The following is a 16,261-nucleotide window of genomic DNA, read 5'->3' on the forward strand; positions in this document are numbered from 1 at the left end:
TTGCGCAAATGGCGCTCGGCCGGGGCCGTCATACCGGTGTGGTCGTGAGCGGCGTGGTCGTTACCGGTGCGGTCGTTGCCGGTGCGGTCGCCGATCCGCTGGCGGGCGCAGGCGCGGCGGCTGACACGGGTGCGGCGGCAGGGACGTCCGTCGGCCCCGAAACGGGGGCGGACGCAGGTGCGGCCGCGGAGGCCGGTGCCGGCGCGGTGGTCGGTGCGGCCGCCGGAGCCGGAACGGGAGCGGACGCAGGCGCCGCTGCCGAAGCGGGTGCGGCGGCGGCCGGCGTTGCCGGTGCGTGAGCGGGGGGCGCCGTGGTCGACGGTGTCGTGGCATGCACAGCCGACGACGCTGCCGCCGGCGCGGCCGTCGACACCGAACCCGACGCCGGCGTGGAGGCGGTGGCCGCAACCGGCGCCGATGCCGCAACCGGGATCGCGGCAGCGCCCGATGCCGGTGCCGGCACGACGGCGGCCCGCGCCGACGGCACCGCGACAGCGGACGCCGCGGACACCGGCGCGGCCGCGGCTGCGGCCGGTACCGGCGGCGCGGGCGGCGTCGGCACGATCGGCGTCGTCATCTTCATCGGCTCGCCCTGCGGCGTCGGCGCGGGCTCGGGCAGCGGCGTGACGGGTTCCTTCTCCGCGGCCTTCACGGTCGCGCGGTCGCGGTGGGTCGGATCGATCTTCAGGAAGTGGTCGACGAGGTTGAAGAAGCGCTCGTAGAACACGCCGGCCGGAATCGTCTCGCTCGCGGTCTTGACGAGCGCGTCGTCGCTCGAGCCGATCGGTAGCGACAGCGAACCGAACACGCTGAGCCCGACGCTCGCGGACGTGTTCGACTTCTTCAGCGTGTAGCGATCCTGCACCGCGTTCACGTACGCGATGCTCGACGTGCCGTCCGCGTTCGCGTCCGCGCACACGACGTGGAATTCGATCACCACGTGCATGTCGTTGTTCGGCTGGAAGTTCTTGCTGCCGTCAACCGTATCGGAACGCGACGACGACGCGACGTAGCCCTGGCTCAGCAGCGCGCGGCGCGCGGCTTCGCAGGTTGCGTCGGATTTTGCATGGAACGAGCGGGCGTACGGGCTGCTCGTCGCGTCGAACTGTTCCTGCTGGTAGATCGGCTTGGGCGGCGACGAGCACGCCGCCAGCACGGTCATGGCCGCGAGCGCGCACGAAACGGAAAACAGGCGAAATCGGTTGTGCATGGCGTCTTTCAAAAGGCACGGCCTGCTGCCGCGCCGTCGCTGCGCGCATGGCGCGAGGGTCGGATCGATGCCGCCGCGCACGGGCGCGGCCGGCGGTGGGCGCGAGGCAAACTCGCAGGGCCGGGGCGCTATTATAGTTTCGTTTGATGGCGCGCTCGCTTCAGCCGCCGATATCGGCGTGGACTGGCGGGGACTGGCCCCGAGCGATCATGCGCCGCGGGCCACGGCAAGCAGTTGCGACGTCAGCGGATGATGTTCGCCGCGCCGCGAGCGGATCGCATGGATCTCCTCGGTCACGTCGGCGGCCCGCCCGAGCCGCCTCAGGCCCCGCAACAGCGACGCGTCGTTCGCCCCCAGCTCGCTCAACGGAAACACGCCGAGGCCGCGCGCCGCGAATACCGCCATCAGCGCGCTGTCCTCGAATTCGCCCGCGATGCGCGGCACGATCCGCTCCGACTCCAGCCAGCGGTCGAGGCGCGCGCGCAGCGCCGAATGCGCGGTCGGCAGCAGCAGCGGCAGCTCGGCGAGACTCTGCGGAAAGCGCTGCCGCGCCGCCTGCGTGACGAGCGCCGCGGGCCCGTACCAGTCGACCGGCGACGCGACGAGCCGCTCGCTCGTCACGCGCAGGTTCGCGTTGGACGGCGCGCCCTGGCCCGCAAGCACGAGATCGAGATGATGCAGCGCGAGTTCGGCGAGCAGCGCGTCGTGCTCACCTTCGTGGCACAGCAGCCTGAGCGCGGGCGTGCCGAGCACCGGCGCGAGGATCGCGTGGGCGGCCAGCTTCGAGATGCCGTCCGACAGGCCGACCGCGAGCCGCACCGTCGGCTGGCTCGCGGCCGCGCGCACCTCGTCGGGAATCAGCCGCCCGATCTCGAAGATTTCCTCCGCGCGCGCGTATGCGGCCTGGCCCGCGTCGGTCATCGCGACGCCACGCCCGGCCGGCTTCAGCAATTGGTGCCCGAGCGCCTTCTCCAGCTCACGCACCTGCGCGCTGATCGTCTGCACCGCCATGTCGAGCCGCTCGGCCGCGCGCGCGAAGCCGCCTTCCTTCACGACGACCCAGAAGTAGAACAGATGTCGGAAATTCAGCATCGATGCGTCTCTTCGGAAATGACTTCGGAAAAACCGAACTGAAAATCAGATTCTCGCTGATTTTTCCGAAACGTGGCGGCGGCGATCATCGGGCTTTCCACCTTACTTCCGGAACTTCATGGACTACCTGCTGACGCTTGCCGCCGATCCCGCCGTCTGGGCGGCGCTCCTGACGCTCGCCGTGATGGAAGTCGTGCTCGGCATCGACAACCTGATCTTCATCTCGATCCTCAGCAACAAGCTGCCCGAAGCGCAGCGCGCGCGCACGCAACGGCTCGGCATCGGCCTCGCGCTCGTGATGCGGCTCGCGCTGCTCGGCACCGTCGCGTGGATCGCGCGCCTGACCGAGCCCGTGTTCTCGCTGTTCGACCACGCGTTCTCGTGGCGCGACATGATCCTGCTGTCGGGCGGCCTGTTCCTCGTCTGGAAGGCGACCACCGAAATCCATCACCACGTGTCGCGCGACGGCGGCGGCGACGCCGCCGCGACGAACGGCGCGGGCAGCTTGACGGTGTGGGCGGCGGTCGGCCAGATCCTGATGCTCGACATCGTGTTCTCGATCGACAGCATCGTGACCGCGATCGGCATGACCGAGCACATCCCGATCATGTTCGTCGCGGTGATCGCCGCCGTGACCGTGATGCTGTTCGCCGCGCAGCCGCTCGCGCGCTTCATCGACCGCAACCCGACCGTCGTGATGCTCGCGCTGTCGTTCCTCGTCGTGATCGGCATGACGCTGATCGCCGAAGGCTTCGGCTCGCACGTGCCGAAGGGCTACATCTACGCGGCGATGGCGTTCTCGGCGTTCGTCGAGGGCATGAACATGCTGGCGCGGCGCGCGAAGGCGAAGCGCGTGGCCCATGCATCCGGCCGCTGAACGCGCAGCACGATTCCGGTTCCTCACCGGCGCCGGTCACACAAAGGAGACGCATCATGAAATGCCCGGTCTGCAAGACGCCCGACCTGCTGCTTGCCGAACGTCAGTCGATCGAGATCGACTATTGCCCCGAGTGCCGCGGCGTGTGGCTCGATCGCGGCGAGCTCGACAAGCTGATCGCGCGCAGCGCCGACGATACGCCGGCCCGCCGCCACGACGCGCCCGTGCAGCGCGACACGTCCGCGCATCGCGGCCACGACGCGCCCCTGCAGCGCGACACGCCGACGCATCGCGGCCACGACGATGCGTGGGGCCGCGACCGGCGGCCGCACGACGACGATCGCCGGCACGAGCCGCACCGCCGCAAGAAGTCGGTGTTCGACATCTTCGATTTCGATTGAACCGTGCGCCCCGTGCAAGCCCGCGCGTGGCGACGCACGTCAACGCGCCGCCGCGCGGTTCGATGCGACAATCGCCGCGATATCCACGGAGACGAAATGAATACAAACGCGGAGATAAACACGAACACGAACACGAACACGAACACGAACACGAACACGGATATCCGGCGTATCGCGATCGTCGGCGCCGGCGTGATCGGCGCGAGCTGGGCGGCTTTCTACCTGTCAAAGGGATTCGACGTCGTCGCGACCGACCCTGCGCCGCAGGCTGACGCGCGGCTGCGCGACGCGCTCGCGGCGTTTCTCGCCCCGCTTCTCGGCGACGAAGCCGCGGCGCTGACGCAGCGGCTTGCATTCGACGCCGATCTCGCGCGTGCGCTCGACGGCGTCGATTTCGTGCAGGAGAACGGCCCCGAGCGGCTCGACCTGAAGCGCGAGCTGTATCGCCGGATGGACGACATGCTGCCCGCGCGCGTGCCGATCGCATCGAGCTCGTCGGGCCTCCAGATGTCCGAAATCCAGACCGCCTGCGCGAAGCATCCGGAGCGCTGCCTGATCGCGCATCCGTTCAATCCGCCGCACCTGATTCCGCTCGTCGAGCTGGTCGGCGGCACGGCGACGGCCCCGGGCGTGATCGCGCGCGTGAAGGCGTTCTACGACGCGCTCGGCAAGGAGACGATCGTCCTGAACAAGGAGATGGCGGGGCACGTCGCGAACCGGCTCGCGGCGGCGCTGTTCCGCGAGGTGTATCACCTCGTCGGCGAAGGTGTCGTGAGCGTCGCCGACGCCGACAAGGCGGTCGCGTGGGGGCCTGGCTTGCGCTGGGCGCTGATGGGGCAGTGCCTGACCTATCACCTCGGCGGCGGCGCGGGCGGGATCGCGCATTTCCTCGAGCATCTGTCGGGCCCGATGACGAGCTGGTGGGACGATCTCGGCGCGCCGTCGTTCGATCCGGACGTCGACCGCAAGCTGATCGACGAACTCCGCGCGATCCAGGGCGAGCGGTCGATGCAGTCGCTCGCCGCCGAGCGCGACCGGCTGCTCGTCGAGCTGATCGACGCGCGGCGGCGCAGTTTCCTGCCCTGACGGCGCGCGTCGCCGTCGCCGTCTCTACAGGGTCTACGGGGTCTACAGGCTCACAGGCTCTACAGATCCGCCGCTGCCGCAATCAGCGTCGCCTCGAGCGCAAGCGTCGAGCGCGACGCTGCCGCGGGGCGATCGATCACGTACTCGAGCTCGCCGAGTTCCGGCAGCCCCGCGTCGAGCCGCGCGAGCCCGGCGGGGATCACGTAGCCCGCGAACGCGCTGATCCCGAGCCCCGCGCTGGCGGCCGCGCGCAGCACCGCGACGCTGCTGCTCACCACCGCGATCCGGTATGGCCGGCCGGCTGCCTCGAGCGATTCCAGCACCCGGCGCCGCGACACGCTCGGCTCCGGATGCAGCGCAAGCGGCAGCACGGCTTCATGGCCGGTGATCCGCGAATCGGGGCCGGTGCACCAGTAGAGCGGCTCGCGGCGGATCACGCGGCCGCGCCGGCTGCCCGCGATCCGTTTCGCGAACACGAGGTCGTGCCGCCCTTCGTCGAGCGCGTCGAACAGGTCGCCGGACAGGCCGGTCGCGATCGCCAGCTCGACTTCCGGGTTGCGCTGCACGAAGCTCGCGAGCGCGGCGGTCAGGTGGGCCGACGCGAAATCCTCCGACATCGCGATCCGCACCTTGCCCGACAGCGGCGGGCCGCACACTGACGTGACCGCTTCGTCCATCAGTTCGAGGATGCGCACCGCGTAGCGGAACAGCGCGTCGCCGTGCTGCGACAGGCGCACGTTGCGCGTGTCGCGCTCGAACAGCGGCCGGTCGAGCAGTTCCTCGAGGCGGCGGATGTGCTGGCTGACGGTGGACTGCGACAGGCTCACGCGCTCGGACGCGGCGGTGAAGCTGCCGGACTGGGCGACGGCGACGAAGCTGCGCAGCAGCTCGGGCGGTAACGGACGCATTGCTAAACCCACTGAATCGGTTTCGACAACTTCATAAATGGCCGGATTTTGCGGCGCTAGTATCGGATCACGCCTTGGTGCGGCTGCTGCAGGCAGTCTACGGCATCCGGGCGCGGACCCGAAACCGCATCATCCCATCGACCGCCCGAGAATGCGCTCGCACGACGAGCCGCCGGGAGAGACTGCACAGGAGACGACTCGTGATCATCTACGGAACCGCATTGCTCGCGTTCTGCCATCTGGCCGGACTGTTCCTCGGCGACCTGCTCGGCACCGCGATCGGCGTGAAGACCAACGTCGGCGGCGTCGGCATCGCGATGCTGCTGCTGATCGGCCTGCGCCTGACCCTGCACCGCCGCGGCTGGCTGCCGAAGGAGACCGAGGCGGGCGTCGGGTTCTGGGGCGCGATGTACATCCCGGTCGTGGTCGCGATGGCAGCGAACCAGAACGTGCTCGCCGCGCTGAAGGGCGGGCCGGTCGCGCTGCTCGCCGCGCTCGGCGCGGCCGTGCTCTGCGCCGGCTGCATCGCGGTGCTCGCGCGCACCGGCCGCGACGACACGGCGTTCGCCGGCGTGCCGCAATTCGACGAACAGTGACGGGAGGCCGCCATGCTGCAGATGCTCGAAAAGACGGTTGCCCATAACGGCCTCGTCGCGTCGTTCGCGTTGGTCGGCCTGATCACGTGGATCGCGTCGATCATGTCGCGCAAGCTGACGTTCGGCCGCGTGCACGGCTCCGCGATCGCGATCCTGATCGGCCTCGCGCTCGCGTACGTCGGCGGCGCGTTCACCGGCGGCGAGAAGGGGATTGCCGACGTGCCGCTGTTCGCTGGCGTCGGCCTGATGGGCGGCGCGATGCTGCGCGATTTCGCGATCGTCGCGACCGCGTTCGAAGTGCAGCCGGCCGAGGCGAAAAAAGCCGGGCTGGTCGGCGTGCTGTCGCTGCTGCTCGGTACCGTGCTGCCGTTCATCGTCGGCGCGTGCGTCGCGCGGGCGTTCGGCTATACCGACGCGGTCAGCATGACGACGATCGGCGCGGGCGCCGTCACCTACATCGTCGGGCCTGTCACCGGCGCCGCGATCGGCGCGAGCTCGGACGTGATCGCGCTCAGCATCGCGACGGGGCTCGTCAAGGCCATCATCGTGATGGTCGGCACGCCGCTCGCCGCCAATTTCATGGGGCTGAAGACGCCGCGTTCCGCGATGATCTTCGGCGGCCTCGCGGGCACCGTGAGCGGCGTCAGCGCGGGCCTCGCCGCGACCGATCGCCGGCTCGTGCCGTATGGCGCGCTCGTCGCGACGTTCCATACGGGCGTCGGCTGCCTGCTCGGGCCGTCGGTGCTGTTCTTCACGACGCGCGCGCTGGTCGGCGCATGAGCCGGATCATCGGTGCGGCGAACCGGCGAACCGGCGAACCGGCGAACCCGCGAACCCGCGAACCCGCGAACGCGCACGGCCGGGCGGCGACGGAACGTCCGGCGCGCTGGCGCGCACGAACTGCATCCATCGCGGCGACCTCTGAGTCGCATCGGACAACATCATCAATCGGCGGCGGCGCCCGGCTTAGAATGCCGCTGAACCATCGAAGCGGGAGAACTCTATGACGGGATGGAATCACGCGCGACTCGCGCGCGATGCACGCCTCGCGGCCGGCGCGCACCATGCGCAGGGCAAGCGGGTCGATGCGCGCGACGCCGTGGCATTGCTGGAAGCGGTGCTGCGGCCCGGCGACCGGGTCTGCCTCGAAGGCGACAACCAGAAGCAGGCGGACCTGCTTGCGGTGGCGCTCGCCGACGTCGACAGCGCGAAGGTGCACGACCTGCACATGGTGCAGTCGGGCGTCGTGCTGCCCGAGCACCTCGACGTGTTCGAGCGCGGCATCGCGAAGCGCCTCGATTTCGCATACTCGGGTCCGCAATCACAGCGCATCGCGAAGCTGCTGTTCGGCGGCAAGATCGCGCTCGGCGCGGTGCACACGTATCTCGAGCTGTTCGCGCGCTACTTCATCGACCTCACGCCGCACGTCGCGCTGATCGCGGCGGTCAGCGCCGATGCGGACGGCAACCTGTACACGGGCCCGAACACCGAGGACACGCCGACCGTCGTCGAGGCCACGGCGTTCAAGGACGGCATCGTGATCGCGCAGGTCGACCGCATCGTCGACAAGGTGCCGCGCGTCGACATCCCGGGCGACCGCGTGCATTTCGTCGTCGAGGCCGGCCGGCCGTTCTACGTCGAGCCGCTGTTCACGCGCGACCCGGCCGCGATCACCGAAACACAGATCCTGACCGCGATGCTCGCGTTGAAGGGGATCTACCAGCCGTACGGGATCAAGCGGCTGAACCACGGGATCGGCTTCAACACCGCGGCGATCGAGCTGCTGCTGCCGACCTACGGCGAGAAGCTCGGCCTGAAGGGCAAGGTCTGCACACACTGGGCGCTGAATCCGCATCCGACGCTGATTCCCGCGATCGAATCGGGCTGGGTCGAGCAGATCCACTGCTTCGGTTCCGAAGTCGGGATGGACGACTACATTCGCGCGCGCTCCGACGTGTGGTTCACGGGCCCCGACGGCTCGCTGCGCTCGAACCGCGCGTTCTGCCAGACGGCGGGCCTCTACGCGTGCGACATGTTCATCGGCTCGACGCTGCAGATCGACCTGTCCGGCCATTCGTCGACGGTAACGGCCGAACGGATCGCGGGCTTCGGCGGCGCGCCGAACATGGGCAGCGACGCGCGCGGCCGGCGTCATCCGAGCGAGCCGTGGCTGAAGGCCGGCGAGGAAGCCGACCCCGACACGCCGGCGGCGCTCAGGCGCGGCCGCAAGCTCGTCGTGCAGATCGGCGAGACCTTCGGCGACAAGAACGTGCCGATGTTCGTCGAGAAGCTCGATGCGCTTAAGCTTGCCGACAAGCTGCAGCTCGATCTCGCGCCGATCATGGTGTACGGCGACGACGTCACGCACATCGTCACCGAGGAAGGCATCGCGAACCTGCTGCTGTGCCGCGACCGGGACGAGCGCGAGCACGCGATCCGCGGCGTCGCCGGCTATACGGAAGTCGGCCGCGGCCGCGACCGGAAAATGGTCGAGCGGCTGCGCGAGCGCGGCGTGATCCGGCGCCCGGAGGATCTCGGCATCGATCCGCTCGACGCCGACCGCCGCTGGCTCGCCGCGCGCTCGATCAAGGATCTCGTGCACTGGTCGGGCGGGCTGTACGCGCCGCCGGCGCGGTTCCGCAACTGGTAAGGAACAGGGCAATGGAACAGTTGAACTATCGCTTCACCGCGCGTGCGCGCGCGAAGGGCGAGCTGGCCACGGCGCTCGTCGGTGTGGTCGCGTCCGGCAATCTCGAGGTGCTCGTCGAGCGGGTGCTGCCCGGCAACGAATGCGAGATCGACATCCGCACCGCGGCGGTCGGCTTCGGCGCGGTCTGGCAGGCGGTGCTCGCCGATTTCGTCGAGCGCCGCGCGCCGGGCGGCCTGAAGCTGTCCGTCAACGACGGCGGCGCGCGGCCCGACATGGTGTCGCTGCGGCTCGCGCAGGCCGTGCGCGCGATCGAAGGGGAGGCAGCATGACCAGCCCCCGCACGCACATTCATTCGCTGCCCGACGAACGGGCAGACGGCCCGGCCGGCGTGACCCGCGACGCGCCGGCGTTCGTCGCGAACGCGTCGAGCTGGTACGAGGCGTCCGCGCGGCAGCGCATCGACGGGCTGCTCGATGCCGGCAGCTTTACCGAATTCCTCGGGCCGGCCGAGCGCGTGACGAGCCCGCATCTGCCGCTGTTCGACCTGCCGCAGCAATTCGACGACGGGATGATCGTCGGGCGCGGCCTGCTCGACGGCAAGCCGGTGCTGGTCGCCGCGCAGGAAGGCCGCTTCATGGGCGGCGCGTTCGGCGAAGTGCATGGCGCGAAGCTCACGGGCCTGTTGCGCGCCGCGCGCGAGCTGGGTTCGGTGCCGGTGCTGATCCTGTTCGACACGGGAGGCGTGCGGCTGCAGGAAGCGAACGCGGGCGAGCTCGCGATCGCCGAGATCATGCGTGCGCTCGTCGATGCGCGCGCGGCCGGCGTGCCGGTGGTCGGCCTGATCGGCGGGCGCGCGGGCTGCTACGGCGGCGGTGGGTTGCTCGCCGCGTGCTGTTCGGCGCTCGCGGTGTCGGAGCAGGGGCGCATCAGCGTGTCCGGCCCCGAAGTGATCGAAACCAATCGCGGCGTCGAGGAATTCGACGCGAAGGACCGCGCGCTGATCTGGCGCACGATGGGCGGCAAGCACCGGCGGCTGATCGGCGGCGCGGACCGCTATGTCGCCGATACGCCGGACGCCTTCCGTGCAGCTGCGCTCGAGCTGATCGGTGCGGCGCCGGCGTTCGATGCGGCGATGCTGCGCGCCGAGCAGGCGCGGCTCGAAGCGCGTGTCGTGCGCTTCGGTGCGTGCGATGACGCGCGCGACGTGTGGCGCGCACTCGGCGCGAGCGCGCCGGAAGCGATTCCCGGCATGCCCGACGACACGTTCGCCGCGCTGGCCGACCAACTCCAGGAGCCCTCGCATGACGCTCGATGAAGTCCTCGCCTCGCTGTTCCCGCACGGCCACGCGATCGCGCGCAACGGCAGCCTGCTGTCCGGTCACGCGGAACTGGCCGGCACGCGCGTCGACGTGATCGGCGTAACCGACCGCCTGCCGTTCGGCATCGACGAGGCGCTGACGCTGGCGTCGCATGTGCTCGGCACGCTCGAGCGCGGCGGCGCGACGCCGATCCTCGTGCTGGTCGACAGCGACAGCCAGCGGATGAGCAAGCGCGACGAGTTGCTGGGCCTGAACGAAGGCCTGTCGCATCTCGCGAAGTGCCTGATGCACGCGGATCTCGCCGGCCACCGGACGATCGGCCTGCTGTACGGCCACACGGCCGCCGGCGCGTTCATCGCGACCGCGCTTGCGACGCGCGCGCTGCTCGCGGTGCCGGGCGCCGATCCGGAAGTGATGGACCTGCCGTCGATGTCGCGCGTGACCAAGCTGCCGCTCGACGTGCTGAAGGAGAAGGCGCGCTCGACGCCGGTGTTCGCGCCGGGGCTCGACAACCTCGTGAAGATGGGCGCGGTCGACGCGGTGCTCGATCCGGCCCGCGGGCTCGACGCGCAGGTCGCCGAGTGGCTCGACAAGCCGGTCGATCGCGTTGACCGGCGCGCGGCGCGCGGCCGTCCGGTCGCGGCCGACGTCGCGCAGCGCGTGTATGAGCTCGCGCGTGCCGTCCGCTGACGCGCCGCTGCGCCGCCACACCCTCGTCACGCTGACGGCGGCGGGGTGGGCGGCGCTGTTCGCGCGCGATGCGGCGCTCGCGGCCGACGCGCCGGCGCGCCGATGGGCGGAGCGCGGCTGGCCGCTCGTCGTGCGCCGCACGCTGCCAGGCGAAGCCGGCGTGCCGCTCGGAATGCCGCTGCCGCCGTCGGCCGGCAAGCGGCGCATCGCGTTGAACGTCGACGCCGATGCGCTCGCGTCCGTCGGCGCGCCGCCGGCGTTCGCCGCGGTGCTCGATGCCGCGCCGGCCGCGTGGCGGCAGCCGTTGCGCGAGCTGGATGCGCTCGGCGCGCGCTGCGGCGTCGCGGGCAGCGTGTTCGGCAGCCTCGCGTGGCAGGCGTTGACGGGAGAGCGTTACCTGACCGATTCATCCGATCTCGACGTGATGTTTGCCGTGCCGGCCCCCGCACATGCGGCGACGCTGCTCGACGGGCTCGCGGCGATCGACGCGCGTGCACCGATGCGTGTCGACGGCGAACTGCTGCGCGACGACGGCGCCGGCGCCAACTGGCGCGAGCTGCATGCGGGGTTGCCGGAGGTCGCCGTGAAAACGGCCGACGGCGTTGCGCTCGGCACGGCCGCAGCCTTCCTCGCCGGAGCCGGGCGATGAGCGCGCTCGCGATGCTGCGCACGCTGCCGGCGCCGCGATCGGATGCGGCGCAGCAATTGAATGCGACACGCATTGCCGCGCTCGCGGAGCAGAGCCTGCTGCTCGAGATCGACACCTATCCGAAGCCCGGCCTCGTCAGCCACGTCGACACGGGCAGTCACGCGGACATGGACGCGTCGACGTTCGCGCGCAGCGCCGCCGTGCTGCGGCCGTATTTCGCGGAGCTGGCCGACGCGGGCGCGCGCGATGCGGAAATGGCCGCGTTGCGCAAGATCGGGCTGCGCGCCGAGCACGCGATGCTTGCCGCGACGGGCGGCGTCAATACCCACCGCGGCGCGATCTTCGGGCTCGGGCTGCTGTGCGCGGCCGCGGGCCGGCGCGGCGTGCAGGGCGCGGTGGCGCCTGACCTGACGCTCGGCGCGTTCGTCGCGCGCCGCTGGGGCGCCGATATTCTCGGCGGGCCGCGGCTGCCCGGCAGCCACGGCGAGCGCGCGAGCCGCCGCTACGGCGTCGGCGGCGCGCGCGGCGAAGCGGCCGGCGGCTTCGCAACCGTCTATCGCGTCGGGCTGCCCGCGCTGCGGCGCGCGGCGCGCGACGTGCCGGGCGATGCCGAAGCGGCGCGCGTCGATGCGTGCTTCGCGCTGATCGCGGCGCTCGACGATACGAACCTGCTGCACCGAGGCGGGCAGGCTGGCCTCGATTACGCGCAGGCCGCCGCGCGCGCGTTCGTCGCGCGCGGCGGCGTGCGGGCACCCGGCTGGCGCAGCCGCGCGGCCGACGTGCATCGCGCGTTCGTCGCGCAGCGGCTGAGCCCTGGCGGCGCGGCCGACCTGCTCGCGATGAGCGTGTTCGTCGACGCGCTGGAACGGCAGGAGGCCGTGCGATGACGCTCGCGATCCTGTGTTCGGGGCAGGGCGGCCAGCGCGCCGACATGTTCCACCTGACGGACAGCGTGCCGGAAGCGGAAGCGCTTTTCGCGCATGCAGGCCGGCTGCTCGGCGAGGATCCGCGCACGTGGGTGCGGCACGCCGCGCCGGACGCGCTGCGCGAGAACCGCGCGGCGCAGATCCTGTGCACGCTGCAGGCCGTCGCGGCCGCGGCGCTGCTCGATCGCGCGTGGCCGCGCCGGCGCTGCGTCGCGGGCTACAGCGTCGGCGAAGTCGCGTCGTGGAGCGTGGCGGGCCTGATCGATCCGCACGACGCGCTCGAGCTTTGCGACGCGCGGGCCCGCGCGATGGATGCCGCGAGCGGTGGCGAAGAAGGGATGGCATTCGTGCGCGGCCTGTCGCGTGACCACCTGGGGCGGCTGTGCGCGGACCACGACGCGGCGATCGCGATTGCGAGCCCCGGCGACGCGTTCGTGATCGCTGGCCGGCGCGACGGCGTCGACGCCGTGGCCGCGGACGCCGCGCGGGACGGTGCCCAGCGGGTCGCGCCCGTGTGCGTGCGGATCGCGTCGCATACGGTCCGGCTCGCGTCGGCCGTGCCGGCGTTTCGTGCGTCGCTGCGCGCGGTGCGCGTGCGGCGGCCGTTGCCGGGTGCACGGCTGTTCTCGGGCATCGACGGCGCGTCGGTGCTCGACGTGGACGACGGCCTCGACAAGCTTGCGCGCCAGATTGCCGAGCCGGTCGAATGGTCGGCCTGTCTTGCGGGCTGTGTGGAGGCGGGCGCGACCGCGTTTCTCGAGCTCGGCCCCGGCAGCGCGCTCGCGGAGATGGCGCAGCGCGCGTATCCGGCGCTGCCGGCGCGCAGCCTCGCCGATTTCCGCTCGCTCGACGGCGCGACGAGCTGGCTCGAGCGCGTCGCGGCCGGCTGAGCGCGCCCGCGCCGGTGTGGCACGGCGTGCTTTAGGCGTGCTTCCGTCGCGGGCTGTTGCGCCGGCGCAGCAGCGGCGCAGCGCGTGCTTGCCACGCGAATTGGCGTCGCTACAATGGCGCCCGCCATGAGACCCGCCGCCTTCCCCGCTTCCACCGCTTTCCTCTTGACCGCGCTGTGCTGCGCGGCGACCGCCCACGCGGCCCGGATTCCGTCCGACGCCGCATCCGTCGGTGCGTATTTTTCGTATGACAACGCTGCGGCCGACGCAACCGTCGACCTGATCCAGCAGGCGCAGCGCCGTGTGCTGCTGGCCGGTTACGCGTATGTGCCGCCGGCGGTCGCCGGCGCGCTGCGCGATGCGCGCGCGCGCGGGGTCGAAGTGCGTGTCGTGCTGGTCCGGTCGGCGCGCGCGGGCAAGTACAGCGGCGCAGGCTATCTGAAATCCGCCGGCATCGACGTCGCGATCGACACGCGGCACGACGATCCTGCGCCGCGCTTCGTGATCGTCGACGACAGCGTCGCGCTGACGACGCTGACCGAAGGCGCTCCGACGCATGCCGAGACGGTGAACGTGTTTCATCGTGCGCCCGAACTCGCGCAATCCTATGCGCAGTCGTTCTGGCGCCTGTACCGGCAGGCGGGCGGGCTCTGACGCGGCTCCGGAAGCCGGGTGCGATGCGTGACGCGTGCCGACCGGTGGCCGATCGTATCCCACGGGCATCACCGGCAGAACGTACCTGCATCACGCACCATTCGCGCCGCTTGAAATGGCGGATCGCATGCACCATGCTCATTGACGTAATGTCGGCGTGAACGCGGCACAGGTGGCCGTCGCGCGTGCATGAGGCGACGCCGGCGAACGGAAGGGGGCGAGCGTGATGGATCGTTTCGTCGACCGCGCCGATGCGGGCCGCCAGCTCGCGGACGCGCTGCAGCAATACACGGGGCGTACCGACATCGTCGTGCTGGCGTTGCCACGCGGCGGCGTGCCGGTCGCGTTTCCGGTGGCGCGTGCGCTGCGCGCGCCGCTCGACGTGCTGGTCGTGCGCAAGCTCGGCGTGCCATACGACCCTGAACTCGCGATGGGCGCGATCGCGACCGGCGGCGCGATCTATCTGCAACGCTCCGTCATCGAGTCGATGAGCGTGACGGACGCGCAGCTCGCCGACGTGATCGCGCGCGAAACCGTCGAACTTCAGCGCCGCGAGGCGCAGTACCGCGGCGCGCGGCCGCCGGTGCCGGTCGAAGGGCGCACGGTGATCGTCGTCGACGACGGCATCGCGACGGGCGCGTCGATGCGCGTCGCGCTGCAGTCGCTGCGCGAGCGCCACCCGGCGCGCGTGGTGGCGGCGGCGCCCGTCGCGCCGGCCGGCGCGCAGCGCCGGTTCGACGATCTTGCCGACGCGTTCGTCGCGGTGTTGCACCCGCTGTCGTTTTTCGGGATCAGCCAGTTCTACCTGCATTTCGAGCAGACGAGCGACGACGAGGTGCACGTGCTGCTGGATGCGGCGCGCGGCGCGCAGGACGGACAAACGACCTCCGCTTGATCCCCGCTTGATGCCCGCCTGAGGCTTGTTCAATGCCGCGTCGAGCGGCCGGCCTCGGCCTGCGCGAAGACAGTCTCGAGCACCGGATGCACGTCGTCTTTCCAGCGCGCGCCGGTAAACAACCCGTAGTGATCGCAGCCTTCAACGTCGAGACGATGCCGTTCGCCCGGCGCGAGCGCGCCGCAGAGCGCATGCGCCGCGTGCGTCTGCCCGGCGCCTGTGACCGCATCGCGCGTGCCTTCGACGGTCAGCAGCGCGGTGCCGCCCAGCGCGTCCGGATCGACGGGCACACCCGCGACGCGCCACGTGCGGTTTGCAAGGCACGCGCGCTGGAACACGATGTCGACGGTGTCGAGGAAGTATTCGGCCGGCATGTCGAGAAGCGCCGTGTATTCGCGCAGCGCGCGCCGCGCTTGCGCGATGTCGTCCGCGTCGAGCCGCAGCGCTGCCTGCGCGTAGCAGTCGATCAGCGACAGATAGCGGTGCGGATAGACGATCGCGATCTCGGCCTGCTGCAGGTAGGTCGGAAACACGGCGCGGCCCCGTCCGGCGAAGCTGGCCGGCACCACGTCGATCAGATGGCGGCGGCACCAGTCGAGCGAATGGGACGCGGCCGCGACGCCGAGCGCGCTCGGGTTGAGCCGCGCATCGAGCGGGCCGCCGATCAGCGTCACGCTGGCGGGCGGCGCGAGGCCGCGCTGCGCGCGCAGCGCGAGCGCGCCGAGCGCGGGGAACGTCGCCTGGCAGACGGCGACGACGTGCAGCGGGCGGCCGTCGCGCGCGAGCAGGTCGATGAAGCCGTCGAGCATCGTCACGTATTCGTCGAGGCCGAAGCGGCCCGCGTCGGGCGGTACGTCGCGCGCGTTCGCCCAGTCGGTCACGCAGACGTCGCCGTCGGCGAGCAGCGTCTCGACGGTCTCCCGCATCATCACGGCCGCGTGGCCGGCGAGCGGCGCGCACAGCAGCACGATGCGTTCCGCATGCGGGCGCGAAAAGCGGCGCAGCCCGCAGAACGGCGTTTGGGCGATGCACTGCTCGGCGACTTCGTCGCTGCGGCCGTCGCGGACGAGCGGCCCGATCGCGAACGGCGGCGGCTCGGCGGTCGGGCCGAGCAGGGGCTCGAACAGGTCCGCATAGCACGCGGATGCGGCGTGCGGCAGCGTGGCTGCCGGCCACGCGTCGAGCGCGTACCGGGTCGTCGCGCGCCACGCGCGCAGCCATTGCCGCTGCTGTTCGACGAGGGCATACCACATGGCGGACCTTCGGAGGACGGTGGGGCGAATCTGCATTATGGTCATTGTTGGCGTGCGGCGGGGAGGCGTTTTTGACGCGGAAGGGGCGTGGCGGGAGATTTCCCCGGGCCGGCCCGCAACGTGCGTGCGCAAGCCCTCATTCGTATGAACAGACCCTTCTAGGCA

General features: G+C 71.0%; 18 protein-coding genes. 14 read left to right on the forward strand and 4 right to left on the reverse strand.

Translation table 11 applies throughout. The annotated features are described in order from the left end of the window. Positions 1-28: 28 nt before the first annotated feature. A complete protein-coding gene (locus tag ACV22Z_RS05755) occupies positions 29-1,210 on the reverse strand; it encodes a DUF2242 domain-containing protein (protein WP_448075359.1) in 1,182 nt (393 codons plus the stop codon). A 207-nt stretch (positions 1,211-1,417) separates the two neighbouring features. Next, complete coding sequence (locus tag ACV22Z_RS05760) at positions 1,418-2,302, reverse strand: LysR family transcriptional regulator (protein WP_448075360.1); 885 nt, start codon at positions 2,300-2,302, stop codon at positions 1,418-1,420. Positions 2,303-2,420: 118 nt separating this feature from the next. Between ACV22Z_RS05760 and ACV22Z_RS05765 the strand changes: the two genes are divergently transcribed. The 3 genes from ACV22Z_RS05765 to ACV22Z_RS05775 all read left to right on the forward strand — a co-directional run bounded on the left by ACV22Z_RS05765 (position 2,421) and on the right by ACV22Z_RS05775 (position 4,666). Continuing rightward, complete coding sequence (locus ACV22Z_RS05765) at positions 2,421-3,179, forward strand: TerC family protein (protein WP_448075361.1); 759 nt, start codon at positions 2,421-2,423, stop codon at positions 3,177-3,179. A 56-nt stretch (positions 3,180-3,235) separates the two neighbouring features. Further along, positions 3,236-3,580, forward strand: a complete 345-nt coding sequence (locus ACV22Z_RS05770; protein ID WP_448075362.1) for a TFIIB-type zinc ribbon-containing protein — start codon at positions 3,236-3,238, stop codon at positions 3,578-3,580. 96 nt (positions 3,581-3,676) lie between these two features. Continuing rightward, complete coding sequence (locus ACV22Z_RS05775; RefSeq protein WP_448075363.1) at positions 3,677-4,666, forward strand: 3-hydroxyacyl-CoA dehydrogenase NAD-binding domain-containing protein; 990 nt, start codon at positions 3,677-3,679, stop codon at positions 4,664-4,666. 59 nt (positions 4,667-4,725) lie between these two features. On the opposite strand, the gene ACV22Z_RS05780 is transcribed toward ACV22Z_RS05775, so the two are convergent. Further along, entirely contained in the window at positions 4,726-5,574 is an 849-nt protein-coding gene (locus ACV22Z_RS05780; protein ID WP_448075364.1) for a LysR substrate-binding domain-containing protein, read from the reverse strand. Positions 5,575-5,774: 200 nt separating this feature from the next. Here ACV22Z_RS05780 and madL point away from each other — a divergent pair, with 200 nt between their 5' ends. The 11 genes from madL to ACV22Z_RS05835 all read left to right on the forward strand — a co-directional run bounded on the left by madL (position 5,775) and on the right by ACV22Z_RS05835 (position 14,843). Further along, complete coding sequence (gene madL / locus ACV22Z_RS05785) at positions 5,775-6,170, forward strand: malonate transporter subunit MadL (protein WP_448075365.1); 396 nt, start codon at positions 5,775-5,777, stop codon at positions 6,168-6,170. A 12-nt stretch (positions 6,171-6,182) separates the two neighbouring features. Beyond that, positions 6,183-6,950 (forward strand): malonate transporter subunit MadM, encoded by a 768-nt coding sequence (madM, locus tag ACV22Z_RS05790; RefSeq protein ID WP_448075366.1) that lies wholly within the window; start codon positions 6,183-6,185, stop codon positions 6,948-6,950. Positions 6,951-7,173: 223 nt separating this feature from the next. Beyond that, the gene (gene mdcA / locus ACV22Z_RS05795) at positions 7,174-8,820 is read left to right on the forward strand and encodes a malonate decarboxylase subunit alpha (protein WP_448075367.1); all 1,647 of its coding nucleotides are present in this window, start codon (positions 7,174-7,176) and stop codon (positions 8,818-8,820) included. An 11-nt stretch (positions 8,821-8,831) separates the two neighbouring features. Then, a complete protein-coding gene (mdcC, locus tag ACV22Z_RS05800) occupies positions 8,832-9,149 on the forward strand; it encodes a malonate decarboxylase acyl carrier protein (RefSeq protein ID WP_448075368.1) in 318 nt (105 codons plus the stop codon). Then, positions 9,146-10,135, forward strand: a complete 990-nt coding sequence (locus tag ACV22Z_RS05805) for a biotin-independent malonate decarboxylase subunit beta (protein WP_448075369.1) — start codon at positions 9,146-9,148, stop codon at positions 10,133-10,135. Before mdcC ends, ACV22Z_RS05805 begins: the two co-directional genes overlap by 4 nt. After that, positions 10,122-10,829, forward strand: a complete 708-nt coding sequence (mdcE, locus tag ACV22Z_RS05810; protein ID WP_448075370.1) for a biotin-independent malonate decarboxylase subunit gamma — start codon at positions 10,122-10,124, stop codon at positions 10,827-10,829. Before ACV22Z_RS05805 ends, mdcE begins: the two co-directional genes overlap by 14 nt. Continuing rightward, positions 10,816-11,478, forward strand: coding sequence for a malonate decarboxylase holo-[acyl-carrier-protein] synthase (gene mdcG, locus ACV22Z_RS05815; RefSeq protein WP_448075371.1), 663 nt, complete (start codon positions 10,816-10,818; stop codon positions 11,476-11,478). The genes mdcE and mdcG overlap by 14 nt, the downstream gene beginning before the upstream one ends. An 11-nt stretch (positions 11,479-11,489) precedes the next feature. After that, positions 11,490-12,365, forward strand: a complete 876-nt coding sequence (mdcB, locus tag ACV22Z_RS05820; RefSeq protein ID WP_448075822.1) for a triphosphoribosyl-dephospho-CoA synthase MdcB — start codon at positions 11,490-11,492, stop codon at positions 12,363-12,365. Next, a complete protein-coding gene (mdcH, locus tag ACV22Z_RS05825) occupies positions 12,362-13,294 on the forward strand; it encodes a malonate decarboxylase subunit epsilon (protein WP_448075372.1) in 933 nt (310 codons plus the stop codon). The genes mdcB and mdcH overlap by 4 nt, the downstream gene beginning before the upstream one ends. 114 nt (positions 13,295-13,408) lie before the next feature. Further along, positions 13,409-13,948, forward strand: coding sequence for a phospholipase D-like domain-containing protein (locus ACV22Z_RS05830; protein WP_448075373.1), 540 nt, complete (start codon positions 13,409-13,411; stop codon positions 13,946-13,948). Between the two features lie 226 nt (positions 13,949-14,174). Then, positions 14,175-14,843, forward strand: coding sequence for a phosphoribosyltransferase (locus tag ACV22Z_RS05835; protein ID WP_448075374.1), 669 nt, complete (start codon positions 14,175-14,177; stop codon positions 14,841-14,843). Positions 14,844-14,872: 29 nt separating this feature from the next. On the opposite strand, the gene phaZ is transcribed toward ACV22Z_RS05835, so the two are convergent. Further along, positions 14,873-16,096: a polyhydroxyalkanoate depolymerase gene (gene phaZ, locus ACV22Z_RS05840; RefSeq protein ID WP_448075375.1), complete on the reverse strand. Its 1,224-nt coding sequence runs from the start codon at positions 16,094-16,096 to the stop codon at positions 14,873-14,875. Positions 16,097-16,261: the final 165 nt, after the last annotated feature.

It is taken from the genome of Burkholderia sp. PU8-34, from assembly GCF_053427725.1.